Annotated in this window: 25 protein-coding genes and 1 riboswitch; of the genes, 11 read left to right on the top strand and 14 right to left on the bottom strand. The window is 60.9% G+C overall.

Annotated elements, in window-relative coordinates; genetic code table 11:
• Positions 1-107: 107 nt before the first annotated feature.
• The 5 genes from PMI31_RS16915 to PMI31_RS16895 are packed head-to-tail and all read right to left on the bottom strand — an operon-like array spanning position 108 to position 4,183.
• Positions 108-749 (bottom strand): urea amidolyase associated protein UAAP2, encoded by a 642-nt coding sequence (locus PMI31_RS16915; RefSeq protein ID WP_008019390.1) that lies wholly within the window; start codon positions 747-749, stop codon positions 108-110.
• Between the two features lie 11 nt (positions 750-760).
• On the bottom strand, positions 761-1,486 hold the full coding sequence (locus PMI31_RS16910; protein ID WP_008019389.1) for an urea amidolyase associated protein UAAP1: 726 nt from the start codon (positions 1,484-1,486) through the stop codon (positions 761-763).
• A 13-nt stretch (positions 1,487-1,499) separates the two neighbouring features.
• Positions 1,500-2,288, bottom strand: coding sequence for an ABC transporter ATP-binding protein (locus PMI31_RS16905; protein ID WP_008019388.1), 789 nt, complete (start codon positions 2,286-2,288; stop codon positions 1,500-1,502).
• Complete coding sequence (locus tag PMI31_RS16900) at positions 2,285-3,100, bottom strand: ABC transporter permease (protein ID WP_008019387.1); 816 nt, start codon at positions 3,098-3,100, stop codon at positions 2,285-2,287. Before PMI31_RS16900 ends, PMI31_RS16905 begins: the two co-directional genes overlap by 4 nt.
• A gap of 15 nt (positions 3,101-3,115) precedes the next feature.
• Positions 3,116-4,183: a putative urea ABC transporter substrate-binding protein gene (locus tag PMI31_RS16895; RefSeq protein WP_008019386.1), complete on the bottom strand. Its 1,068-nt coding sequence runs from the start codon at positions 4,181-4,183 to the stop codon at positions 3,116-3,118.
• A gap of 60 nt (positions 4,184-4,243) precedes the next feature.
• Positions 4,244-4,344: riboswitch (guanidine-I (ykkC/yxkD leader) on the bottom strand.
• 283 nt (positions 4,345-4,627) lie between these two features.
• Here PMI31_RS16895 and PMI31_RS16890 point away from each other — a divergent pair.
• Positions 4,628-4,885: a hypothetical protein gene (locus tag PMI31_RS16890; RefSeq protein ID WP_008019384.1), complete on the top strand. Its 258-nt coding sequence runs from the start codon at positions 4,628-4,630 to the stop codon at positions 4,883-4,885.
• A 167-nt stretch (positions 4,886-5,052) separates the two neighbouring features.
• Positions 5,053-5,499 (top strand): hypothetical protein, encoded by a 447-nt coding sequence (locus PMI31_RS16885; protein ID WP_008019383.1) that lies wholly within the window; start codon positions 5,053-5,055, stop codon positions 5,497-5,499.
• 66 nt (positions 5,500-5,565) lie between these two features.
• On the opposite strand, the gene PMI31_RS16880 is transcribed toward PMI31_RS16885, so the two are convergent.
• On the bottom strand, positions 5,566-6,678 hold the full coding sequence (locus PMI31_RS16880; protein ID WP_008019382.1) for an enoyl-CoA hydratase/isomerase family protein: 1,113 nt from the start codon (positions 6,676-6,678) through the stop codon (positions 5,566-5,568).
• A 132-nt stretch (positions 6,679-6,810) separates the two neighbouring features.
• Here PMI31_RS16880 and ung point away from each other — a divergent pair, with 132 nt between their 5' ends.
• A complete protein-coding gene (gene ung / locus PMI31_RS16875) occupies positions 6,811-7,503 on the top strand; it encodes a uracil-DNA glycosylase (RefSeq protein WP_008019381.1) in 693 nt (230 codons plus the stop codon).
• A gap of 97 nt (positions 7,504-7,600) precedes the next feature.
• Here the strand turns inward: ung and PMI31_RS16870 are convergent, their stop codons facing one another.
• From PMI31_RS16870 to PMI31_RS16850, 5 genes are read right to left on the bottom strand one after another with little or no spacing between them, the layout of a single operon-like run.
• The gene (locus tag PMI31_RS16870; RefSeq protein ID WP_008019380.1) at positions 7,601-8,644 is read right to left on the bottom strand and encodes an AbrB family transcriptional regulator; all 1,044 of its coding nucleotides are present in this window, start codon (positions 8,642-8,644) and stop codon (positions 7,601-7,603) included.
• On the bottom strand, positions 8,637-10,151 hold the full coding sequence (locus PMI31_RS16865; RefSeq protein WP_008019379.1) for a tripartite tricarboxylate transporter permease: 1,515 nt from the start codon (positions 10,149-10,151) through the stop codon (positions 8,637-8,639). The genes PMI31_RS16870 and PMI31_RS16865 overlap by 8 nt, the downstream gene beginning before the upstream one ends.
• Before the next feature lies 1 nt (position 10,152).
• On the bottom strand, positions 10,153-10,611 hold the full coding sequence (locus tag PMI31_RS16860) for a tripartite tricarboxylate transporter TctB family protein (RefSeq protein ID WP_008019378.1): 459 nt from the start codon (positions 10,609-10,611) through the stop codon (positions 10,153-10,155).
• Between the two features lie 58 nt (positions 10,612-10,669).
• Positions 10,670-11,647: a Bug family tripartite tricarboxylate transporter substrate binding protein gene (locus PMI31_RS16855; protein ID WP_008019377.1), complete on the bottom strand. Its 978-nt coding sequence runs from the start codon at positions 11,645-11,647 to the stop codon at positions 10,670-10,672.
• Between the two features lie 39 nt (positions 11,648-11,686).
• A complete protein-coding gene (locus tag PMI31_RS16850) occupies positions 11,687-12,976 on the bottom strand; it encodes an OprD family porin (RefSeq protein WP_008019375.1) in 1,290 nt (429 codons plus the stop codon).
• Between the two features lie 238 nt (positions 12,977-13,214).
• On the opposite strand from PMI31_RS16850, the gene PMI31_RS16845 reads away from it, so the two are divergent.
• Both PMI31_RS16845 and PMI31_RS16840 read left to right on the top strand, forming a co-directional pair.
• Entirely contained in the window at positions 13,215-13,886 is a 672-nt protein-coding gene (locus PMI31_RS16845) for a response regulator (protein ID WP_007979804.1), read from the top strand.
• Positions 13,879-15,267 carry a sensor histidine kinase gene (locus PMI31_RS16840; protein WP_008019374.1) on the top strand — a complete coding sequence of 463 codons (1,389 nt, stop codon included), beginning with the start codon at positions 13,879-13,881 and terminating at the stop codon, positions 15,265-15,267. Before PMI31_RS16845 ends, PMI31_RS16840 begins: the two co-directional genes overlap by 8 nt.
• A gap of 75 nt (positions 15,268-15,342) precedes the next feature.
• Here PMI31_RS16840 and PMI31_RS16835 read toward each other — a convergent pair whose 3' ends face one another.
• A complete protein-coding gene (locus PMI31_RS16835; protein WP_008019373.1) occupies positions 15,343-16,164 on the bottom strand; it encodes an HDOD domain-containing protein in 822 nt (273 codons plus the stop codon).
• Positions 16,165-16,198: 34 nt separating this feature from the next.
• Complete coding sequence (gene ygfZ, locus PMI31_RS16830; protein ID WP_008019371.1) at positions 16,199-17,140, bottom strand: CAF17-like 4Fe-4S cluster assembly/insertion protein YgfZ; 942 nt, start codon at positions 17,138-17,140, stop codon at positions 16,199-16,201.
• Positions 17,141-17,288: 148 nt separating this feature from the next.
• Here ygfZ and PMI31_RS16825 point away from each other — a divergent pair, with 148 nt between their 5' ends.
• Both PMI31_RS16825 and PMI31_RS16820 read left to right on the top strand, forming a co-directional pair.
• A complete protein-coding gene (locus PMI31_RS16825; protein ID WP_007979797.1) occupies positions 17,289-17,543 on the top strand; it encodes an FAD assembly factor SdhE in 255 nt (84 codons plus the stop codon).
• Positions 17,527-17,979, top strand: coding sequence for a protein YgfX (locus tag PMI31_RS16820; protein ID WP_008019370.1), 453 nt, complete (start codon positions 17,527-17,529; stop codon positions 17,977-17,979). Before PMI31_RS16825 ends, PMI31_RS16820 begins: the two co-directional genes overlap by 17 nt.
• On the opposite strand, the gene nadB is transcribed toward PMI31_RS16820, so the two are convergent.
• Positions 17,948-19,564, bottom strand: coding sequence for an L-aspartate oxidase (nadB, locus tag PMI31_RS16815; RefSeq protein ID WP_008019369.1), 1,617 nt, complete (start codon positions 19,562-19,564; stop codon positions 17,948-17,950). The genes PMI31_RS16820 and nadB overlap by 32 nt on opposite strands.
• Before the next feature lie 552 nt (positions 19,565-20,116).
• Here nadB and rpoE point away from each other — a divergent pair.
• From rpoE to PMI31_RS16795, 4 genes are all read left to right on the top strand, one after another.
• The gene (gene rpoE / locus PMI31_RS16810; protein ID WP_003172477.1) at positions 20,117-20,698 is read left to right on the top strand and encodes an RNA polymerase sigma factor RpoE; all 582 of its coding nucleotides are present in this window, start codon (positions 20,117-20,119) and stop codon (positions 20,696-20,698) included.
• A 31-nt stretch (positions 20,699-20,729) separates the two neighbouring features.
• Positions 20,730-21,317, top strand: a complete 588-nt coding sequence (locus PMI31_RS16805; protein ID WP_008019368.1) for a sigma-E factor negative regulatory protein — start codon at positions 20,730-20,732, stop codon at positions 21,315-21,317.
• An 8-nt stretch (positions 21,318-21,325) separates the two neighbouring features.
• Positions 21,326-22,285 (top strand): MucB/RseB C-terminal domain-containing protein, encoded by a 960-nt coding sequence (locus PMI31_RS16800; RefSeq protein WP_008019367.1) that lies wholly within the window; start codon positions 21,326-21,328, stop codon positions 22,283-22,285.
• A gap of 178 nt (positions 22,286-22,463) precedes the next feature.
• Complete coding sequence (locus PMI31_RS16795; protein ID WP_008019365.1) at positions 22,464-23,888, top strand: DegQ family serine endoprotease; 1,425 nt, start codon at positions 22,464-22,466, stop codon at positions 23,886-23,888.
• Positions 23,889-24,071 lie beyond the last annotated feature (183 nt).

The following is a 24,071-nucleotide window of genomic DNA, read 5'->3' as shown; positions in this document are numbered from 1 at the left end:
GCCCATTCGCTGGCAAGCCAGCTCCTACAGATGGATCGGTTACTTGATGCACTGCCCCGAGCGGGCCTGGCATAAGGCAAACAACCAGCGGCGCAACCGCGCGAATCTCAGTTCCATACCAGCAGCTCCGCAGGGGTGGGGTTGTAGGCATTGCACGGGTTGTTCAGTTGCGGGCAGTTGGAGATCAGCACGATGACGTCCATCTCTGCACGCAGGTCGACGTACTTGCCCGGTGCCGAGATGCCGTCTTCGAAGGTCAGGCCGCCGTCGGCGGTGACCGGTACGTTCATGAAGAAATTGATGTTCGGCCCGATGTCGCCCTTGCTCAGGCGGCCATCATGGACACAGGCGCGCAGGTAGTTGTCGCGGCAGCTGTGCATGTAGCGTTTTTCCAGGGCATAGCGCACGGTGTTGCTCTCTTGCGCACAGGCGCCGCCTAGGGTGTCGTGACGTCCGCAAGTATCGGCGACGATGGTCAGCATCGGCTTGCCGAGGTTGGAATACAGCACGCTGCCGGTGCTCAGGTACACGCTGTTCTGCCGGCGCAGGGTGCGCTGCACGTCGTAGCGCTCCTTCGGGTTGGCGACGCTGTAGAACAGCGTATCGACAGCCTGATTGCCTTCAAGATCGAGGATGCGCAGGGTCTGGCCGGCCTTGACCTCCATCAGCCAGGGTTCGCCAGCGGGGATGGTGGCTCGGTAAACGGCCGTTTCGGGCGACTGTGGAGCGCAAGCGATAGCGAGTGACATGGCAGCGATCCTCAGGCGAACAAGCGGTCGGTGTTGATGAAACCGCGCTCGTTTTCCGGGCGCGAGGTGCGGCAGTGTTCGGCGACACTGGCGTCGGCGTTCATCCAGCTCAGCTTCAAGGGTTTCGGCGCGTATTCAGGCAGAGGGTCCATCGGGTGCTGCAAGGCGGTGAGCACCACCAAGGTGTCCATCGGCGCGTACAACTCGATGTAGTCGCCAGCCTTGGAATTGCCTGCGACGAAATGGAAGCGTCCGGTGTCGTCGACGTTCACGCGGCTGAACAGGTTGAGGGTCATCAGCAGGTCGGACAGGCCCAGCCCCCACTTGCCCAGCTCCACCAACAGGTTGTCGGTACCGTTGCGGAAGAAGCCGTTGCGCAGTTCCTGGTAGCGGCCTGTGCCGTACTTTTCTGCCACTTCTTCTGCGCAGAGCACGCCGCCCAGGCTGTCGCTCCAGCCGCAAGTGTCGGCGGTGATTGCAGCCAGCACGCGGCCCATGTCGGAGTACAGGCAATGGCCGGCGGTGAGTTTGGCGGTGTGTTGGCACTTGAGGCTGTCGGGCAGGTTCAGGCGTTCGGTTTTTTCATTGGCGTTGAGCAACGTCAGGCTGACGTTGGCGCCACCGCGCAGATCGGTCAGGCGCAGCAATTGGCCGCGCTTGAGCACGAAAGAACGATGGCCGCCGCCGGGGAGCGTTTCCTCGGCGAAGGGCGGGAACAGTTGGGTCGAATCAGTCATGGGCAAAACCCTCTCAAGCGGTTCGAAGTGAGCCCGCCAGTTGCACTGGCAAGGCGTCGACGGCGGCACGGCGGGTGCGGCGGTCGCTGTTCAAAGGGATGTCGTAGGTGATGCGTGCGCCGTAGGCGCCGGGGGCGTGCGGGTCGAGGCGGACCTTGTCGAACACCAGCAGGCGTGTGCCGAGGCTGAAGCCTTCGGACAGGTCATGGGTGACCATGAACACCGTCAGTCGGGTCTCGCGCCACAGCTCCAGCAGCAAGGCGTGCATGTCTTTGCGGATGCCCGGATCAAGGGCGCCGAAGGGTTCGTCGAGCAACAACACGCGCGGCTTCATGATCAGCGCCTGGGCAATGGCCAGCCGTTGTTGCATGCCGCCGGAGAGCTGCGCCGGGTACTTGTCCAGCGAGTGACCGAGGCCGACTTTTTGCAGCATCTGCGATGCCTGTTCGCGGGCGTCTTTTTTGGCACTGCCGAACAGACGTCCGAGCAGCGGTGAGCGTGGCAATTCGAGACCGAGCGCTACGTTGTCCAGCACGCTCAGGTGCGGGAATACCGAATAGCGCTGGAACACCACGCCACGGCTGGCATCCGGTTCGCCGGCCAAGGGCTGGCCGTCGAGCAGGATCTCGCCGCGACTGGCACGCTCCTGGCCGAGCAGCAGGCGCAGGAAGGTCGATTTGCCGCAACCGGATGCACCCACGAGCGTGCAGAACTCACCCTCGTTGACGTTCAGGTTCAGGCCTTCGAGCACCACTTGGTCGGCGTATTGCTGCCAGACGTTTTTCACGGTGATGAAGCTCATTTGGCGGCCCCCTCATACCAGGGAAACGCCCGACGGGTCAGGTGCTTGAGCCCCCAATCCATCAGCCAGGCGAGCAGGGTGATCCACACCACGTACGGCAGGATCACGTCCATGGCCAGGTAGCGGCGCACCAGGAAGATCCGGTAACCGAGGCCGTCGGTGGAGGCGATGGCTTCGGCGGCGATCAGGAACAGCCACGCCGAGCCGAGCATCAGCCGCAGGGAAATCAGCAGGCGCGGCAACAATTGCGGCAGCACCACCCGCAGCATCAAAGTCCAGGTCGAGGCACCGAGGGTCTGGGCCTTGATCAGCAGCTCCACGGGGATTTCCCGGGCGCGCTGTTCCAGGTCCCGGGCCAGGGCCGGGGTGATGCCGATGACGATCAGCATCACTTTCGACAATTCCCCCAGGCCGAAGACAATGAACAGGATCGGCAGGATCGCCAGTGGCGGCACCATCGACAGCACTGTCAGCAAGGGGGATAACGGCGCACCGAACAGCGGCAGGGTACCGGCGGCGATGCCCAGGCACAGACCGGCCAGGGCGCTGATTCCCAGGCCGATGGCCAGGCGCTTCAGGCTGGACGCCGTGTCCTGCCAGAGCAGGTATTCGCCGGTACGGGTGTCGGCCACGAACGCCAGGCGTTTCACTGCGTCGGTCATCTGCACGGCGCTGGGCAGCAGTTTGTCGTTGGGGTTGTCCGTCAGTCGCTCGGCCGAGCCCGTGAAGTAGGCGAACAGCACCAGGGCAAACGGCAGGATCACCAACAGCAGGCGACTCGGGCGGTCCGGGTGACGGTTGATCAGGCGCATGGCCAGTTCTCCTGATTACAGCTTGGCGTCGGCGGCCATCTGCACGTAACTCGGGTCGAAGCGCAGCTTGAGGTTGCCTTTGTCGCCGCTGGTCACGCCGTTGGCGAAGGCCATGCCGACTGCGCTGGTGTCCTTGGCGCCTTCACCCAGCAAGCCATGCTGGAAGGAGAACTCTGCGACCTTGCGCATGGTGTCCGGCAGTTGCTTGCTGGTGCTGAACGCCAGGGCCTCCTTGGGCGTGGCGAACAATCGGGTGGTGTCCAGTTGCGCCTGGAAACCCGCCAGGTCAGTGCCCGAGGCTTTGGCCATGTGTTCCAGCGCGGCTTTGCTGGCGGCGTTTTTCGCGTTCATCAACTCGACGACTTCGAACCAGGCACCGGTCAGGGCCTTGCCCAGGGCCGGGTTGTCTTTGAGGGTGGCGCTGTTGACCACCATCATGTCCATGATTTCGCCGGGGATCTGGCTGGAGTTGAACACTTCGCTCACCCCGGGCTTGGCCTTGATGTCCGAGAGCATCGGGTTCCAGGTAGTAACGGCGTTGACCTGGTCGGTGTTGAAGGCGGCGGAGATGTCGGCGTCGGAGGTGTTGACCACTTTCAGGTCTTTTTCGGTGAGGTCCACCGAATCCAGCGCTCGGGCCAGCAGGTAGTGGGACACCGACAGTTCGACCAGATTGACGTCCATGCCCTTGAGGTCGGCGACTTTCTTGCCCGCGCCCTTGAGCACGATGCCGTCGTTGCCGTTGGAGAAATCGCTGACGATCAGCGCCGTGCTGTCAACGCCACCGGCGGCCGGAATGGTCAGCGCGTCCATGTTGGTCATGGTGCAGCCATCGAACTGGCCAGCGGTGTACTGGTTGATCGATTCGACATAGTCATTGAGCTGCACCACGTCGATCTTGATGCCGTACTTCTTCGCCCATTTGTCGACGATGCCCTGGCTGCCGGCGTATTCCCATGGCATCCAGCCGGCATAGATCGTCCAGCAAACACTGAAGTGATCTTTCTGGGCAGCCTGGGACGAGAAGCTCACGAGGGCTGCGAATGCAGCGGCGAGCAGGGCGGGTAAACGAAGCTGGGACATGGTGGTTCTCCAGTTGATCAAGGACGGACAGGACGGCAGCGGCACCGCTAGCGGTGGCTTGTCTCCCGGGCTTTTGTCCCGCCGTGTAACCTCAACTGGAGGTCGCCAACTCTCGGACCAGTCACTCGCGATTGCGAGCCGGAACCCTAGTCAGCCATTTTCAAATTGTGGTGCCGCGAACCTGTAGTGACTCCTGCACGGTCTTGCTAAAGCGAGAGGCGTGCCAAGTTGCTCCGAGGGCTCTGGCGCGGGGGGCAGGGAGGACGACGGGTTGGACTGGCAAGGCGGACTGCCTTGTGATGGTGCGCAGGCGCACCGCATTGGAACGTATTCGCCGCTGATCAGAAGGTGGGTGCGACGTTGCACTTGGCAGGGATTTACCAGTCAAAACAGATGTCAGCCGGTCTGTGCTGGCTGCTGTCACAGGTCTTTACGGAGGCCGTCATGTTACGTCGATTGTTGTTCGGTGCAGTGCTCGGTGTTGGATTGTCTGGCTGCTACTACTACGACGGTCCTGCCGATGTTTACGCGGCACCTTATTACTATCCCGGTTACTACTCGCCTTACTCCTACGGTTACTACGGTCCACATTATTACGGCGGCTATCGCTCCTATTACTACGGTGGGCATGGTTATTACCGTGGTCACGGGTATCACGGCGGTGGCTATCACGGGGGTGGATATCGTGGTGGCCACTATTAATCAGGACGTGAATGGATGAATAACCCTTCATCGGCCAGATGTTTCTACTTGTTTCATTGGCGCACCAGATTCTGAATTCGATGTCTGATCTATCGACAGTCACTGAATGTTTGACTGTCGCCTGCCAGCGTCGCTGGTATGGCTTACCCGCGGTCCAGGAGGCCGCCATGCTCTGTCAAAAAACGCTGCGGCGAATTTTTCTGCTTGCTGTGTTGGGATTGTCCCTTGGTGGGTGTGAGCCTTACTACGACGAAGGAGGCAGTTACTACAGTTCCGAAGTCTATACCTCGCCGGCGCCAACCCATTACGCCGGGGGGAGTTCCTACTACTCCAATGGTTACTACACGCCGCCGCCCCGGTATTACATGCCGCCAGCGCGGTATTACCAGCCAACACCGCGTTATTACTCGCAGCCGCGGATGTATCAACCGCACTATTACCAGCCCGCTCCGCGTTACTATCAGCAGCCATACCGGGGCGATTACCGGATGCATCAGAACCATGGCTGGGACGGCCGTAACCGCGGGGGCTGGAACAATGACTTTGGCGGTCACGACGGGCGCAACCATCGTGGCGGGCGAGGCGATCACAACTGGCGGGACAATCACCGCTGATCATTCAGTTAAATACCAAACCTGTGGGAGCGAGCAAGCCCGCTCCCACAGTGTTGTGTGCAGTTTTCAGTATTCAGACAAATCCGCCAGCGGATGCCGACCTTCCCAGGCCTTGTGGAAATGCGCCTCTACCACCGCGTCCGGCACATTGTTGATGTCCGGCCAGTGCCAGTGCGGCTTCTGATCCTTGTCGATCAACCGGGCGCGTACGCCTTCGCTGAACTCCGGATGACGACAGCAGTTGAGGCTTATGGTGTATTCCATCTGAAAGACCTCGGCCAGCGACAGGTGCCGGGCACGGACGATCTGCTCCCACACCAGATGTGCGGTCAACGGCGAGCCTTCGCTCAGGGTCCTGGCTGCGCGGCTCAGCAACAGATCGCTGTGATCGCGCAAGGCACTGATGGCCTTCCAGGCGCAACGCACGTCGCTGACATCCAGCCACTCGTCGATCTGCTGACGGCGCGGCAGCCACTGGGCTTCGGGCATCTGTGCCACGGCTTCCTGCTGCAAGGCCTTGAGCAGGCTGTTGAGCTGCATGGGTGTCTGTTCCTGCCAGTTCAATTGCAGCAGTCCGTCGAGCAGTGCCGGCAGTTGATCGTCGCGCAGGAAACGGTCGGCCAGGTCCAGATCGATGGCATCGCGGCCGTTCATGTGCGCGCCGGTCAGGCCCAGGAACAACCCGAGCTTGCCGGGCAGGCGCGACAGAAACCAACTGCCGCCAACATCCGGGTACAGGCCGATGCTGATCTCCGGCATGGCCAACCGGCTGCTCGGCGTGACGATGCGGATGCCCGCACCTTGCAACAGTCCCATGCCACCACCGAGCACATAGCCGTGGCCCCAACAGATCAACGGTTTGGGGTAGGTGTGCAGTTTGAAGTCCAGGCGATATTCCGCCGCAAAAAACTGCGCGGCCAGTGGCGGTACTTCACCCGGATGGGCGCGACTGGCTTCCACCAGGCTGCGCACTTCGCCACCGGCGCAAAAAGCCTTGGCGCCGTTGCCGCGCAAGAGGACGCAAACGATCTGCGGGTCCTTGGCCCAGGCCTCCAAGCGGTCGCGCAGGGCGTTGATCATCGGCAGGGACAGGGCGTTCAGGGACTTTTCGGCATCCAGGCTGGCGATGCCGATGCGCGCGCCATCGGTGCCGGTGAGTTCTTCGAAGTGCAGATTCATCGTGACCTCGATCGGGAATTTGAGGGTTAATTATGATCGTTGTGTGGGAAAGTGCCGGATCTGTGTCAGATCAATTGACAAGCGTGATGCGCTTTCCTAGGGTTCGCCCCATTGTTTTTGCCGGATGTAACCATGACTGCTGACGACCGTATCAAACTCGAACCGGGCTGGAAGGAGGCACTGCGTGCCGAATTCGACCAGCCCTACATGGCAGAGTTGCGAAACTTCCTGCAACAGGAGCGGGCGGCCGGCAAGGAGATCTATCCGCCGGGGCCGATGATATTCAACGCGCTCAATTCCACGCCGCTGAACAAGGTCAAAGTGGTGATCCTCGGCCAGGACCCCTATCACGGCCCGGGTCAGGCCCATGGTTTGTGCTTCTCGGTGCAACCGGGCGTGCCGGCGCCACCGTCGCTGGTGAACATCTACAAAGAACTCAAGCGCGACCTGAACATCGACATCCCCAACCATGGCTATCTGCAGAGCTGGGCCGATCAGGGCGTGCTGATGCTCAACACCACCATGACCGTTGAACGCGCCAACGCCAATGCACACAAGGACAAGGGCTGGCAGTTTTTCACCGATCGCATCATTGAAGTGGTCAGCCAACAGCAGCCGCACCTGGTATTCATGCTGTGGGGCGCCCATGCCCAGAGCAAGCAGAAGCTGATCGATGCGACCAAGCATCTGGTGTTGACCTCGGTGCACCCGTCACCTTTGTCCGCCTATCGCGGCTTCCTCGGTTGCGGGCACTTCAGCCGGACCAACAAGTTTCTGGAGCAGAATGGCGAGACGCCGATCGAGTGGCGGTTGCCGCCTGTTTGAGTATTGACCTGAAGGCCCCATCGCGGGCAAGCCCGCTCCCACAGGGACCGCGCAAACCCTGTGGGAGCGGGCTTGCCCGCGATGGGGGCGACTCGGTCTAACTGTCTGAATCCGGGCCCCGGTTCCAGTACCTGAACAACGGCTCCGCCAGAAACAGTACAAACAACAACCGCATCACCTGCATCGCCGTCACCAGCGGTACCGACAGTTGCAGGGTCTCCGCCGTCAGGCTCATCTCGGCAATGCCGCCTGGCATCATGCCCAAGGTCAGTGAACGCAGGTCCAGGTGGGTCAAGGCACTCAAGCCCAGCGCCGCCGCCGTTGCAATCAACATGGTCAACACCGTGCCGATCAGGGTGCGCCCCATGAACGATGGCGCACGGCGGAAAAACTGCCGGTTGAAGTGACAGCCCAACCCGCTGCCGATCAACCATTGGCCGATCTGGCTACCGCCATTGGGCAGGCCGATGTGCAGATCCCAGCCGATGCTGACTGCCGCACTGACCAGCAACGGCCCGAACAGCCAGGGGTTGGGTTGACGCAGGCGTTCCCAGGTCCAGGCCGCCAATGCGCCTGCCGGAAACAGCAGGGCCAGCCAGCGCCAGTCCACAGCGGTGGCATGTAAAACCGGGGCACCATCGCCCAGTAAATACTTGAAAGCCGCTGGCACGCAGAGCACCACCACCAGCACCCGCAAACTCTGCCCCGCCGCCACACGGCTGAGCACCGCACCATTGCGGGCACCGAGGTTGACCATCTCCCCGGACCCGCCGGGCATGCTGGAAAAGAACGCCGTGGCGCGATCTTCACCGGTGCGGCGCATCAGCCAGACGCCGACGACCGCAGACAGGCTGGTGACCAACGCACCAAAGAAGATCAGGCCGAAATGACTCAGCACCTGCTCCATCACCAGCGGGGTGAAGTGCAGGCCAATGCCGATACCGACGATCCACTGGCCGCACTTGCGGCCGCCAGGGATTTCGGTCAATTGCCAGGGTGTCAGGCAGCGCACGAGGATGATCGCCAGCAACGAGCCGACCATCCACGGCAAAGGCCAGCCGACCTGGCTGGCGAGGTAACCGCCAAGCAGGCCGACCAGCGGAGTTCCCCACCAGTTTCTGAAGGGTGTCCGATCAGACATCGGCGATAGCGCGTTGCGCGGCCGAACGTTTACGCCAGATGCGGATGATCGGCATCAGCAGCATGATCGCCGTCAGCACCCAGACACCGAAGGTGATCGGGCTCGACCAGAGGATTTCCAGCGCACCGTTGGAAATCGACAGTGCGCGACGCAGGTTCTGCTCCATCAGGCCACCGAGGATGAAGCCCAGCAGCAGCGGCGACAAAGGGAAGTCCAGCTTGCGCAGGATGTAGCCGAAGATGCCGATACCGATCATCAGGAACAGGTCGAAGGTGGTGGCGTGCACCGCGTAGACACCGATCCCGGTGATGATGGCGATCACCGGCACCAGTGCCCAGTTCGGCACGGCGAGGATGCGGGTGAATACGCGGATCATCGGGATATTGAGGATCACCAGCATTACGTTGGCGATGAACAACGAAGCGATCAGGCCCCAGACGATGTCGGGTTGTTCCTGGAACAGCAGCGGGCCCGGGGTGATGTTGTACAGCGACAGTGCGCCGATCATCACCGCCGTGGTGCCGGAACCTGGAACACCGAGGGTCAGCATCGGTACCAGCGCACCGCAGGCCGCGCCACCGATGGCGGTTTCCGGGGCAGCGAGGCCGCGCTTGTCGCCTTGGCCGAATTTGCCGCTGGCACCGGCGATGCGTTTTTCGGTCATGTAGGCCACGGCGCTGGCCAGGGTCGCGCCGGCACCCGGCAACACGCCCATGATGAAGCCCAGCACGCCGCAGCGAACGTTCACCACGAACACCGACGCCGCTTCCTTGAAGTTGAACATCATGCGGCCGGTGGCTTTCACCGCTTCCTGGCCGTGATGGGTTTTTTCCAGCAGCAGGAGGATTTCGCTGATGGAGAACAGCCCCAGCACCAGCACGACAAACTGGATGCCGTCGGTCAGGTGGATGTTGTCCCCGGTGAAGCGATACACGCCGCTGTTGGCGTCGATGCCGACCGTCGACAGGAACAGACCGATCAACGCCGCGATGAAGGTCTTCAACGGTCGATCACCGGCCATGCCGCCGAGACAGACAATCGCAAATACCATCAGCACGAAGTATTCCGCCGGGCCGAAGGCAATTGCCCATTTCGCCAGCAGCGGGGCGAACAGCACCATGCCGCAGGTAGCGATGAAGGCGCCGATGAACGAACTCCAGGCCGACAGCGACAGCGCGACACCGGCCAGGCCCTGGCGGGCCATCGGGTAGCCGTCGAGGGTGGTCATCACAGTGGAGGCTTCGCCCGGGATGTTCAGCAGGATCGAGCTGATCCGGCCGCCGTATTCGCAACCCAGGTACACCGCCGCCAGCAGAATCAACGCCGACTCCGGTGGCAGGCCGAGGGCAAATGCGATCGGGATCAACAGTGCCACGCCGTTGATCGGGCCCAGGCCGGGCAACAGGCCGACCACGGTGCCGATCAGGGTGCCGCACAGGGCGGTCACCAGGTTGTAGGGGCTCAGCGCGACGCCGAAGCCCTGACCCAAATAGCCAAGAGTATCCATGTCAGTTCTCCAGAACGTCGAGCAGGCCGAGGGGCAGCGGTACGTCCATCACGCGGTCGAACAGCAGGTAAAGGCCGACGGCCATCAGGCTGATGATCACGATGCTGGGTATCCAACGGCCGCCATACAGGCGCGCCATCGGCACGCCGGTGAGGATGCTGGCGACGATGAAACCAAGGGGTTCGAAGGCGCCGGCGAATACCAGCAACAGCACCACACAGATGCCGATCTTGGTCAGGGTTTCGCGGTCCAGCGGCGGCTCGTCATCGCTGTGCTTGATCGGCGCAGGACGAAATACCATGTACAGAAGTGCCGAGCCCATCAGGCCGAGCATCAGCAATGGAAAGGCCCGAGGTCCCACCGGTTCGTAGGAAAAAGCCGCTTGGTACGGCCACGCCATCAGTGCCAGGCCGATACAGGCCAGCAATAGCACCGAGGCGAAAATGCGTTGTAAGAGCATGAGGAACTCCTGGGCTGCGGCACCGCAAAACGGCGCCGCAGCCGCTAGACAGAGACGATCACTGGATCAGGCCGAACTCTTTGGCCAGCACTTTGTAGTCCGCGACCTGCTTCTTCACGTAGGTGTCCAGCTCCGGGCCGGTCATGGCGAACGGGAAGAGCTCGCGCTGATCGCGCAGCTTGGCGAAGTCTTCGGAGGCCAGCAGTTTGTCGAAGGCCGCTTTCCACCAGGCGTAGTCTTCATCGCTGACTTTTGGCCCTAGGTAGAAACCGCGCACCACTGGCCAGACGATGTCGTAGCCTTGCTCGCGAGCTGTCGGAATGTCCTTCATTTCCGGCTCGTCCAGACGCTTGTCAGCGAACACCGCCAGCAGGCGCATGTCACCGCTGAGGATGTGCGGCATGGAGTCGGAGATGTCGGTGCTGCCGACCTGGATGTGACCGCCGAGCAGGGCGGTGGCAATTTCACCGCCACCTTCAAGGGCAACGTAACGCAGGTCGCGTGGGTTGATTCCGGCGGCCTTGGCGATCAGCGCGGTTTGCATCCAGTCCTGGCTGCCGACGGTGCCGCCGGAACCGATCACCACTTTGCTCGGATCTTTCTTCAGTGCCTGAACCAGATCGTCGAGGGTCTTGTAGGGCGAATCGCTTTTCACCGCGATGGCGCCATAGCTGGTACCGACGGCGGCCAGCCAGCGCACGTTGCTTTCATCGAAGCGACCGAACTTGCCTTGGGCCAGGTTCAACAGCGAACCACTGGACCACGCCACCAGGGTGCCGGCATCGGCGGGGCGCTGGGCGACCACCGCGTTGTACGCCACCGCGCCGACACCGCCAGGCATGTAGGTCACGCGCATCGGTTTGGTCAGCAGCTTTTCGTTGATCAGCGCGCTTTGCGCCAGTTTGCAGGTCAGGTCGAAGCCACCGCCGGGCGAGGCCGGTGCGATGCATTCCGGGCGTTTGGGTTCGGCGAGCGCTTGGCCGGTGAACAGCAGGACGCTGGCGGCGAGGGCGATTTTACGCATTGACAGGTTCATTCAAGTCTCCTTGGGAGTTGTTGTTATGGACGTACTGAATTACCAAAGGGCAACGCTATAGCTCACCAGCAGACGCACTTCATCGGCATCGCGAGCGGAGTAGTTGGAGCGGTAGGTGGCATTGCGCAGACGCACGGCGACATCCTTGAGCGCGCCGCTTTGTACAACATATTTGATCTCGCTGTTGCGTTCCCATTCCTTGCCTTCGTCACCGTTCTTGAGCTTGATGTTGTCACCGCTCACGTAACGGCTCATGAAGCTGAGACCGGGGACGCCGAGGGTGACGAAGTCGAAGTCATAACGCGCTTGCCAGGAGCGCTCTTCGGCGCCGGCAAAGTCATTGATCTGCACGAAGTTCACCAGGTACGGGTCGCTGCCATCCACATAGGGGAACGCGCTGTCGCCGGACATGTGCTGGTAGCCCGCGCTGAACTTGTGCCCGCTCAAGGCGTAACTCACCAGGCCGTTGAGGGACTTGTTGTCGATCTTGCCGCCACGGGCCTCGCCCTGGTCATCACTGATGGCAAACCGCAGGTCAGTGGCAAAGGTGCCGGGGCCGAACGGCTGCGAGGCAACCAGCCCGAGATAGTGCTGGTTGTAGACTTCATCGAGCTGCGCGAAGTGGTAGCTGCCGGTGATCTTGTCGGTGAACTTGTAGTCCACGCCGCCAAAGTCGAAGTGTTCGCCGGCCACCGTTCCGGCGAAGCGGCCGTTCTTGTTGTTGAGGGCAACGTCCTCGAAGTCGGTGCTGTCGCGATCCTTGGCTTTGTCCAGACGCCCGCCGGTGAAGGTCAGGTTCCTGATCTCTTTGGAGGTCAGCATGCCGCCTTCAAAGGTCTGCGGCAGGATGCGCCCGTCGTTGGGCTTGAGGATCGGCAGTTCCGGGATCAGGCTGCCGATTTTCAGCTCGCTGGCGGAGATCTTCACTTTGCCGGTCAGGCCGAGCTTGGAGTATTCGTCGACGGCCCGTCCATCGTCAGTCGGCAGCAGGCCGGTGCCGGTGCGGTCCGGGCTCGAATCGAGCTTGACCCCCAGCATGCCCAGCGCGTCGACACCGAACCCCACGGTGCCGTCGGTGTAGCCTGATTTCAGATTGAGCATGAAACCCTGGGCCCACTCGTCACGCTTGGATTGTTGGGCACTGGTACCGTCGCGAAAATCGCGATTGAAGTACATGTTGCGGGTTTCGAAAGTGGCCGAGCTGTCTTCGAAGAATGCGGCGTGGCTCAACGGTGAAAAACCGGCAAGGGCGGCAGCGCTGGCAAGCGCAGTGTGGCTGAAACGGGAGAGGCGGGCAGGCGCGATAGCCTGGGTCTGCAAGGACTGCATGGATGACTTACTCCGTTTATTGTTCTTATTTGTCGAAAACGCTTCGAGGCGTTTTTCCTATCGCTGTGTGGCGGCAGCGACGGCAGCCGAAACTGTCCGTGGCTGGACTGTAACGGGCTAACCTTTCGCTAAGCTTTCAGCTGGCTTTCACGGTTTTTCGGGCTTCACAGTAGCGATTGCGGCTGTAAACTCCGCGCCAAAGAATGGCGTCGACCATCCCTGAACGAGGTAAAGATCCATGCGTGTCCTGCTCGTCGAAGACCATCTGCAGCTCGCCGAAAGTGTTGCCCAGGCACTCAAGAGCACCGGGTTGACCGTGGACGTTCTGCACGATGGCGTGGCGGCCGACCTGGCGCTGGGCAGTGAGGAATACGCCATGGCGATCCTCGACGTCGGCTTGCCGCGCATGGATGGCTTCGAAGTGCTGGCGCGTCTGCGGGCGCGGGGCAAGAACCTGCCGGTGTTGATGCTGACCGCCCGCAGCGACGTCAAGGACCGGGTCCACGGCCTGAACCTCGGCGCCGATGACTACCTGGCCAAGCCGTTCGAACTGACCGAGCTCGAAGCCCGGGTCAAAGCCTTGTTGCGCCGCAGTGTGCTGGGCGGTGAACGCATTCAGCGTTGCGGTGTGCTGGCCTATGACCTGGAAACCCGGCGCTTCACCCTCGGCGAAGAATTGCTGACCCTGACCTCCCGCGAGCAAGCCGTACTCGAAGCCCTGATCGCACGCCCCGGTCGGGTGATGAGCAAGGAGCAATTGGCGTCGCAAGTGTTCGGTCTCGATGAAGAGGCCAGCCCCGATGCGATCGAAATCTACGTGCACCGCCTGCGCAAGAAACTCGATGGCCAGCCGGTCGCCATCGTGACCTTCCGTGGCCTCGGTTACTTGCTGGAAAGCCGTGATGCATAAGCCCAGCAGCCTGCGCTGGCGGCTGCTGTGGAACCTGGCGCTGTTGCTGGTGGTGTTGATGCTGGCCAGCGGGTTGAGCGCCTACTGGAACGGTCGTGAAGCCGCCGACACGGCCTATGACCGGACCTTGCTGGCCTCGGCGCGGACCATCGCCGCCGGTGTCTCCCAGCGCGACGGCTCCCTGAGTGCCGACGTGCCCTACGTGGCCCTCGATACGTTTGCCTACGACAGTGCCGGGCGAATTTTCTACCTGGTCAACGACATCAATCAGAAGCTGATTTCCGGTTACGAAAACCTGCCCGCGCCGCCGCCGGGAACGCCGCGCACCGACGATTATCCGGCGCTGGCACGCTTCTACAACGCCCAGTACCGCGGGCAGAACGTGCGCGTGGTGAGCCTGCTCAAGCCCGTGAGCGAGCCGAACATGAACGGCATGGCGGAAATTCGCGTGGCGGAAACCGATGAGGCGCGGGTGAGCATGGCCCGCAGTCTGGCGGCGGATACGTTGTTGCGCCTGGGCATGCTGGCCATCGGTGCGTTGATGCTGGTGTGGTTCGCGGTGAGTGCTGCGTTGCGCCCGCTGGAGCGCTTGCGCACAGCGGTGGAAGAGCGCCAGCCGGACGATCTGCGCCCTTTGCCATTAGTGGAAGTGCAGCGCGAATTGTGGCCGCTGGTGCGCGCGCTCAATCACTTTACCGAGCGCTTGCGCGGCCAGTTCGAGAAGCAGGCGCAATTCATTGCCGACGCCGCCCACGAACTGCGTACGCCATTGGCAGCACTCAAGGCGCGACTGGAACTGGGCATGCGCTCGGCCGAGCCCGATACCTGGCGCAGCACGCTGGAGACCGCCGCCCAGGGTACTGATCGCTTGACCCATCTGGCCAATCAGTTGCTGTCCCTGGCACGGGTCGAAAATGGCGCCCGGGCGATTGCCGAGGGCGGCGCGCAGTTACTCGACCTGAGTCAATTGGCTCGCGAGCTGGGCATGGCCATGGCACCCTTGGCCCACAAGCGCGGTATCGCGCTGGCGCTGGAAGCGGATGAACCCGTCTGGTTGCGGGGCGAGCCGACGCTACTGAACGAACTGCTGAGCAACTTGGTGGATAACGCACTGGCTCACACGCCGCCAGGTGGCAATGTAATTCTGCGCGTCTCGGCGCCCGCCGTGCTGGAAGTCGAAGATGATGGCCCCGGCATCCCTCTTGAAGAGCGCGATCGGGTATTCGAACGCTTTTACCGACGCAATCAGCAAGTGGCCGGTTCCGGATTGGGGTTGGCGATTGTCGGTGAGATCTGTCGCGCGCATCTGGCACAGATCAGCCTGCACGATGGTGAGCAGGCGGGTTTGAAGGTGCGGGTGAGTTTTATTGCGGGGGAGTGATGCAGCGCCTGTTCAGGCCTCTTCGTCGGATCGCCGCCCGGAGCCAGCTCGCGAAGGGGGCAACACGGTTCTGGATCAATAAAACATCGTGCGTGTTTCTTCCAGATCGGCGCACATCGCCACGTCGTCGAAATCGATTCCGAGCGCCCTGTAGGCCGGTACATTCAGCGCGTCGGTACGGGCGAGCGGATGATCGGTGTCCTGGAGGCAATACAGGCTGGCCACCTGCACCAGATCCACATAGTCGACCTGCGCAGACTGGCGTTTGAAGTTCAGGTATAGCCGCGGCACCTGCACCAGCATGTCGGGAAATTCCCAGACCCTGAGCAGTTTTTCGCCGATCAGCGGATGAATCTGGTCGATGACATGGTTGAGGCTGACCGGGTCGGACAGCAGCTCATAGTGATCTTCGGCGTAGGTCAGGATCGGCAGCACGCCGATCTGGTGCACCAGCCCGCCAAGGGCTGCCTGATCGGGTTTGAGACGGGTGTAGCGGCGGCACAAGGCGTAGCTGACACCGGCGATTTCCAGGCTTTTACGCCAGACATCGCGCATCTTCTGTTCCACCACATCGGAGCGGGCATGGAAAATCTGCTCCATGACCAGGCCGATCGCCAGATTACAGCTGTAGTTGATGCCCAGGCGGGTGATCGCGGTATGCAGGTCGGTCACTTCCTGGGTCGCGCGCAACAGTGGGCTGTTGACCACTTTGATCAGGCGTGCCGACAGCGCGGTATCACGGCCAATCACTTTGCTCAGGGTACTGACGCTGACTTCCGGGTTTTCTGCGGCCCTGCGAATTTGCAGGGCCACTTCCGGTAACGTTGGCAGAACCAGGTCATCGTTATTGATGGCCTCAACCAAATCCTGTTGGACCTTTTCCGCCAGCTCGCTCATTTAGTCTCTCTAGGTGTCGCGCCAGGTGCTGCCGTTATTGCTGGGTTTCGCGATCGCGGTCCAGTTCATAAGGCAGGTCGAGCAGCTGCAAGGACGGCCCTTCGAGCGCGCCCAGGTGGATGTCTCCACTCTCTGCTGCTTCGGCTTGCAACACCGCCAGGAGTTCGATGTTCTGCCCGGCGCGGGCAGCCAGCACCACTTCGCCGATCGAACTGCCGTGGGTCGGGGAGAACAGCGCGACACCCGGTTCAGGCAGCTCGCTGGCAGCCAGTTGCAGGCGATACAGGCGACGCTTGAGTTTGCCCAGGTACTGCATCCGCGCAACGATTTCCTGCCCGGTGTAGCAACCTTTCTTGAAACTCACGCCGCCGACCGCTTGCAGGTTGAGCATCTGCGGGATGAACAACTCGCGGGTGCCGGGCATGACCTGGCCGATCCCGGCGCGGACCTGGCCAAGAAGCCACTGGTTCAGGTCGCCTTCGCTCAGCACGGCCGACAGCTTGCCTTTGACCGCATCGGCTTGAGCGGCGGCGACCCACAACTCGGCGCGTTCCGGCGAGACACGGATGGCGATCAGTCCATCGTTGCGCACGACGCTGTCGGTTTCTGCCGGCAGGTCCAGACCGAGGCTGATCAGTGCAGCATCGCCATGGTCAACGCCGAAGCGGACCCAGGCGGCACTTTCGTCGGTCAGTTTCGATTTGGAGAACACCGCGTATTTTTTCAGGTCCGCCAATTGCGGTTCGAGCAATTCGGTGGCCATGGCCAGGACCACGCCGTCACCTTCGAGCAGGATGCGGAAACTCGATTGCATCCGGCCTTTTTGCGTGCAGCGCGCACCGAGGCTGGCCCGGGAATCGCTCAGGTAATTGAGATTGCAGGTCAGTTGGCCTTGCAGGAATTTGCTGGCGTCCGCGCCGCGGACCGCGAGAACACCTTCATGAGAAAGCGTGCAGAAAAAAGCAGAATCGGCCATGGGTCATCGCAGGGTAAAGAGTCTGGCGGACATCATAAGGGGGCGCCTTCGAAATGGGTAGTTCACAAAGGATCGCCGGTGCCGACCAAAGCCGACTGTTCGACGGGGCACGGGCCTGTATACTTGCGGCCTATTTGAGGAGCGCTCCATGGTCGAAGATGTTGAACTGAACCGCCTCTTTTGGCACAGCCGCCGCGGCATGCTTGAGCTTGACGTGTTGCTGGTGCCGTTCACGAAAGAGGTTTACGCAACGCTCAACGAGGTGGATCGCGCGTTGTACGTCCGACTGCTGACGTGTGAGGATCAGGACATGTTCGGCTGGTTCATGGAACGCAGCGAGTCCGAGGATCCTGAGCTGCAACGCATGGTTCGCATGATCCTGGATCGTGTCCAGCCCAAGTAACGGGTTCGAATGCCGCTGGCATGCCTCACGGCAGTTGCTGGCGGCGTATCTTTTGGCCCAGCTGTTCGCGTTGGGTTCGTTGTGTCTACTGTCGATTCCGCTCTGGGCCAGCTCGCTCGGCGTCATGCTGTGCCTGGCTCACGGAGCCTGGCTGTTGCCCCGGCAGATCTTGCTGACACACCCGCAGGCATTTTGCGGCTTGCGGCGCGATGCCGATGGCTGGCAGTTGTGGAGTCGGGCCAAGGGTTGGCAGCCTGTGCAATTAAGGCCGGACAGCCTGGCGCTGCCGTTGGTGGTGGTGCTGCGTTTCCGTCTGCGTGGCGAGCGCCGGGTCAGGGCCATTTGCGTGCCCCGGGATGCGCAGGCGGCGGATGTGCACCGTCGCCTGCGGGTCCGGCTCAAATTCAGCCGACGTAGGTGGGCGGCACCAGAATAGTGTCCAGCGCGACCGGCAACATGTCCGGGTAGTCGAGGGTGTAATGCAGGCCTCGGCTTTCCTTGCGCTCCATGGCTGACAGAATCATCAGCTCGGCAACCTGGGCCAGGTTGCGCAGCTCGATCAGATCCCGGCTGACCTTGTAGTTGCTGTAGAACTCGTCGATTTCATCCAGCAACAGTTGCACGCGGTGTTGCGCCCGCTGCAGACGCTTGTTGGTGCGCACGATGCCCACGTAGTCCCACATGAACCGTCGCAGTTCATCCCAGTTGTGCGCAATGATCACGTCCTCGTCGGAATCGGTGACCTGGCTCGCGTCCCAGGCGGGAAGGGGGGCTGGCATCGGAACCTGGGCTAACTGTTCGATAATGTCCGCGGCGGCCGAACGGGCATAAACGAAACATTCCAGCAGCGAGTTGCTGGCCATGCGGTTGGCGCCGTGCAGGCCGGTAAAACTGGTTTCGCCAATGGCGTACAGTCCCGGCACATCGGTGCGGCCCTGTTGATCGACCATCACGCCGCCGCAGGTATAGTGCGCCGCCGGGACCACCGGAATCGGTTGTCGGGTGATGTCGATGGAAAATTCCAGGCAGCGTTCGTACACCGTCGGGAAGTGCGTCTTGATGAAAGCTTCGGGCTTGTGGCTGATGTCCAGATAGACGCAATCGATGCCCAGACGCTTCATTTCATGGTCGATGGCCCGGGCGACGATGTCCCGTGGCGCCAACTCTGCCCGTGGATCGAAGCGCTGCATGAAGCGCTCGCCGTTGGGCAGCTTCAGGTGGGCACCTTCGCCTCGCAGGGCTTCGGTGATCAGGAAACTCTTGGCTTGCGGGTGATACAGGCAAGTGGGGTGGAACTGATTGAATTCCAGGTTTGCCACCCGGCAGCCCGAGCGCCAGGCCATGGCGATGCCATCGCCGCAGGCGCCGTCAGGGTTACTGGTGTACAGGTAAACCTTGGCCGCTCCACCCGAGGCGAGGATCACAAAACGGGCACCATAGGTGTCGACTTCGCCGGTGCCGCGATTGAGCACATAAGCGCCAAGGCAGCGGTCACCTTCGAGTCCCAGGCGCTTCTCCGTGATCAGGTCAACCGCAACCCGCTGTTCCAGCAGTTCGATGTTCGGTCTTTTCCTGGCCTGGTCGAGCAGGGTTGTGAAAATGGCAGCGCCCGTGGCATCGGCGGCGTGGATGATGCGCCGGTGGCTGTGACCGCCCTCGCGGGTCAGGTGGAATTCGAACCCGCCATCTTCGTTGCTCGAGTGTTCATCGCGGGTAAAGGGCACGCCCTGGTCGATCAGCCATTGAATCGCTTCCTTGCTGTGCTCGACGGTAAAGCGCACGGCGTCCTCATGGCACAGGCCGCCGCCGGCATTGAGTGTGTCATCGACATGGGATTCAACGGTATCGGTGTCATCCAGCACGGCCGCAACGCCGCCCTGGGCCCAGAAAGTCGAGCCATTGGCGAGGCTGCCCTTGCTCAGAACGGCAATGCGCAAATGACCGGGCAAGGTCAGCGCAAGGCTCAAGCCGGCAGCACCGCTGCCAATTACCAGAACATCGTGTTGAAACTGTTGGCTCATTTCAGGATTCCGCTCAAAGCGACCCGGGTCGGGGGTGGCGCAGCCGGACTGGCGAGTCAAGTCGGCCGTACAGCCCACTAGTATATAGAGGGGGGGAGCGGCACAATACCCGAGCCAGCATGGCATTGTGAAACTACTGTGACGCAAAACATCGGTCGCTTCGTCGGATGTTTTTCTGCCTGTTGGGCGCGAGAATGACTGTATCGCCGATTTAACAGTCATTTTCGCTTCACGGTTGCACAATGTCGGTTTGGCGCAGCTATAAATATTTGGAACTTTTGCCAAAGGGCCAAGATCAATAGACCATTGCCTGAAACAAGGGACAGTGTCGGCTTCAGTGCGGGATTGCGGTTCGATCCTTGCCGAAGAATCCGATGACAAGATTATTCGCGCAGCCGGGTCAACTCGCGCTGCGCTTTTCGTGCGTGCCAAATCAGCGCCCGCAGGAAACTTGCCTGGAGGGGGAGAACTTTTGCGAAAAGCCCGAGTCTATGTTTGCAAGTCTGGTCGTTTGGTTCTGCAAGCCTCCTCCGAGCTCATCGAGGAGTGTTCATGCTAACCCAGGAAGAGGATCAGCAACTGGTCGAACGCGTTCAGCGCGGCGACAAGCGTGCTTTCGATCTGCTAGTGCTGAAATACCAGCACAAAATTCTCGGGTTGATCGTGCGTTTCGTGCACGACACCCATGAAGCCCAGGATGTGGCACAAGAAGCCTTTATCAAGGCGTACCGTGCACTTGGAAATTTTCGCGGAGACAGCGCGTTTTATACGTGGCTTTACCGCATCGCCATCAACACGGCGAAAAACTATCTGGTTTCACGCGGCCGTCGGCCGCCGGATAGCGATGTCAGTTCCGAGGATGCAGAGTTCTACGATGGCGATCATGGCCTCAAGGATCTCGAGTCGCCAGAACGGGCTTTGCTGCGGGATGAGATCGAAGGCACCGTCCATCGAACCATTCAGCAACTGCCGGAAGATTTGCGTACGGCGTTAACTTTACGTGAGTTTGATGGTCTGAGTTACGAGGACATTGCGAGCGTCATGCAATGTCCGGTAGGCACCGTGCGCTCCCGGATCTTCCGCGCCCGGGAGGCCATCGACAAAGCCCTGCAGCCGTTGTTGCAGGAAAACTAAAGACAGCGGCGACAGCCAAGAGAGGAACGCCATGAGTCGTGAAGCCCTGCAGGAATCGCTGTCCGCAGTGATGGATAACGAAGCGGACGAATTGGAATTGCGTCGGGTATTGAATGCCTGCGACGATGTTGAAACCCGTGATACCTGGGCTCGTTATCAGATCGCTCGGGCAGTGATGCACAAGGATCTGCTGCTTCCACGTCTGGACATCGCTGCGGCTGTTTCTGCTGCCCTGGCTGACGAAGCCGTACCGGCAAAAGCTTCCCGCGGTCCATGGCGCAGCCTGGGTCGTCTGGCGGTCGCAGCTTCGGTGACCCTGGCGGTGCTGGCCGGTGTGCGTCTGTACAACCAGGATGAGATCGCCGGTGTCGAACTGGCCCAGCAATCCAGTCAACCGGCACTGGCCGTTCCTCAAGTAAAAGGCCCAGCCGTTTTGGCAGGCTACAATGAGAGTTCGCAAGCCACCGGCCCAATGGCCAACGGCGTTTTGCAAGGTCAGCCAGGCTGGCACGATCAGCGTCTGCCAGGTTACTTGCGCCAACATGCACAACAGGCTGCACTGAAAGGCACTGAGAGCGCGCTGCCATACGCCCGTGCCGCAAGCCTGGAAAACCGTTAAGGAGGATCATGCGCGCCATACCCCTACTTTCGCTTCTGCTCAGCGGCTGGTTCATCGTTCCAGCCCAAGCCGATGAAGCCCAGGACTGGTTGACCCGCCTGGGCCAGGCAGAGCAGCAGCAAAGCTTTCAGGGTACTTTCGTCTACGAGCGTAACGGTAGTTTTTCTACCCATAACATCTGGCATCGCGTCCAGGATGGAAAGGTCCGCGAGCGATTGATCCAGCTCGACGGTTCCGCTCAGGAAGTCGTGCGCATTGATGGGCATACTCAATGCGTTAGCGGCACGCTGATAGCAGGGCTAGGGGATTCCTCCAACTCCGCTGCCCGTGCACTCGATCCTCAAAAGCTCAAGAATTGGTATGACCTCGCCGTGATCGGCAAGTCGCGTGTCGCCGGGCGTTCGGCGGTGATCGTCTCGTTGACACCCCGCGATCAACACCGCTACGGTTTTGAAGTGCATCTGGATAAGGAAACCGGCCTGCCTCTGAAGTCTTTGCTATTGGACGATAAGGGGCGGTTGTTGGAACGCTTCCAGTTCACGCATCTGGATACGTCTGACGTTCCTTCTGAAAACGACCTGCAGGCCAGTAACGACTGCAAGCCGGTCAATCTCGAAAGTGACAAGGCGTCTGCCGTCAAGTCTGCCCAGGTCTGGCGTTCCGACTGGTTACCGCCGGGCTTCGAGTTGACCAGCAGCACCGCTCGCAAGGATCCGGAGACCAAAACCCAGGTCAATAGCCTGCTGTATGACGATGGTCTGGCGCGCTTTTCGGTATTCCTCGAGCCGTTGAATGGCGCAACAGTCACCGACACCCGTACTCAGTTGGGGCCGACCGTTGCGGTTTCCCGGCGCTTGACCACGGCACAGGGTGAGATGATGGTGACCGTTGTCGGCGAGATACCGGTCGGTACTGCTGAACGGATAGCGCTTTCGATGCGTGCCGACGCTGCTGCAACCAAGCAGTGAGCTGAATTCGAAATGTTTCGTGAGCATTTCAATTTGCAAAAATCCCTTAAATTTCTTATAGGTCAGAGCCCCTCGGCTCTGGCCTTGTTTGTTGTTCCCGGAACAAAAATACCGGCGTATTGTTCCCGGTGTTCCTTGCTCCATATCGCTTAACCATGCTCGTCGTAACGGGAGCCGTATGTCGATACCACGCTTGAAGTCCTACCTTTCCATAATTGCCACCGTGCTGGTGCTCGGTCAGGCGGTCACCGCCCAAGCGGTCGAGTTGCCTGACTTTACGCAACTGGTCGAACAGGCCTCGCCTGCGGTCGTGAACATCAGTACCACGCAAAAGCTGCCGGATCGCAAGGTCAGCCAGCAAATGCCCGACCTCGAAGGCTTGCCGCCAATGCTGCGCGAATTCTTCGAGCGGGGCATGCCGCCGCAATCGCGTTCACCTCGCGACCGTCAGCGCGAGGCAACGTCCCTGGGCTCGGGTTTCATCATCTCTTCTGATGGCTATATCCTGACCAACAACCACGTGATCGCCGACGCTGACGAAATCCTCGTTCGTCTGGCCGATCGCAGCGAAATGAAAGCCAAGCTGATCGGTACCGATCCACGTTCCGACGTGGCGCTGCTGAAAATCGAAGGCAAGGATCTGCCCGTGCTGAAGCTCGGCAAATCCCAGGACCTGAAGGCCGGCCAATGGGTTGTCGCAATCGGTTCGCCATTCGGCTTTGACCACACGGTGACCCAAGGCATCGTCAGCGCCGTCGGTCGCAGCCTGCCGAACGAAAACTATGTGCCGTTCATCCAGACCGACGTGCCGATCAACCCGGGCAACTCGGGCGGCCCGCTGTTCAACCTGAACGGTGAGGTGGTCGGGATCAACTCGCAGATCTATACCCGCTCCGGTGGCTTCATGGGTGTGTCGTTTGCAATCCCGATCGACGTGGCCATGGATGTTTCCAACCAGCTGAAATCCGGTGGCAAGGTCAGCCGTGGCTGGCTGGGTGTGGTGATTCAGGAAGTGAGCAAGGACCTGGCCGAGTCGTTCGGTCTGGAGAAGCCGGCGGGTGCGCTGGTTGCGCAGATCCAGGATGATGGCCCGGCTGCCAAGGGTGGCCTGCAGGTTGGCGACGTGATCCTGAGTATGAACGGTCAGCCAATCGTCATGTCGGCCGACCTGCCGCATCTCGTTGGCGCATTGAAGGCTGGCTCCAAGGCCAATCTGGAAGTGATTCGTGACGGCAAGCGCAAGAATGTCGAACTGACGGTCGGCGCAATTCCGGAAGAAGGCAAGGAGCTGGAAGCGCTGCCAAAATCCAGCATCGAACGTAGCAGCAATCGCCTCGGTGTTTCCGTGGTCGAGCTGACTGACGAGCAAAAGAAAACCTACGACCTCAAAGGTGGCGTGCTGATCAAGGAAGTACAGGACGGTCCTGCGGCCATGATCGGCTTGCAGCCGGGTGATGTGATCACCCACCTGAACAACCAGGCCATCGGTTCCACCAAGGAGTTCGCGGACATCGCCAAGGCGCTGCCAAAGAACCGCTCGGTGTCGATGCGGGTTCTGCGTCAGGGTCGTGCGAGCTTCATCACCTTCAAACTGGCTGAATAACCCGGTTGTCGGCTGAATGAAAAACCGCCTCGAAAGAGGCGGTTTTTTTTTTGCGTCTGGCGGGGTTCAGATTCCCATGCTGGCCAAGGCCTGGTCCTGTAGGAGCTGGCTTGCCAGCGAAGGCAATCTATCGGTCAACTAGAATATCGACCGAACCAGCGATTTCGCTGGCAAGCCAGCTCC

It is taken from the genome of Pseudomonas sp. GM55 (assembly GCF_000282395.1).
Lineage (GTDB): Bacteria > Pseudomonadota > Gammaproteobacteria > Pseudomonadales > Pseudomonadaceae > Aquipseudomonas > Aquipseudomonas fluorescens_CC.
This window is presented reverse-complemented; position numbering and strand designations above follow the sequence as displayed.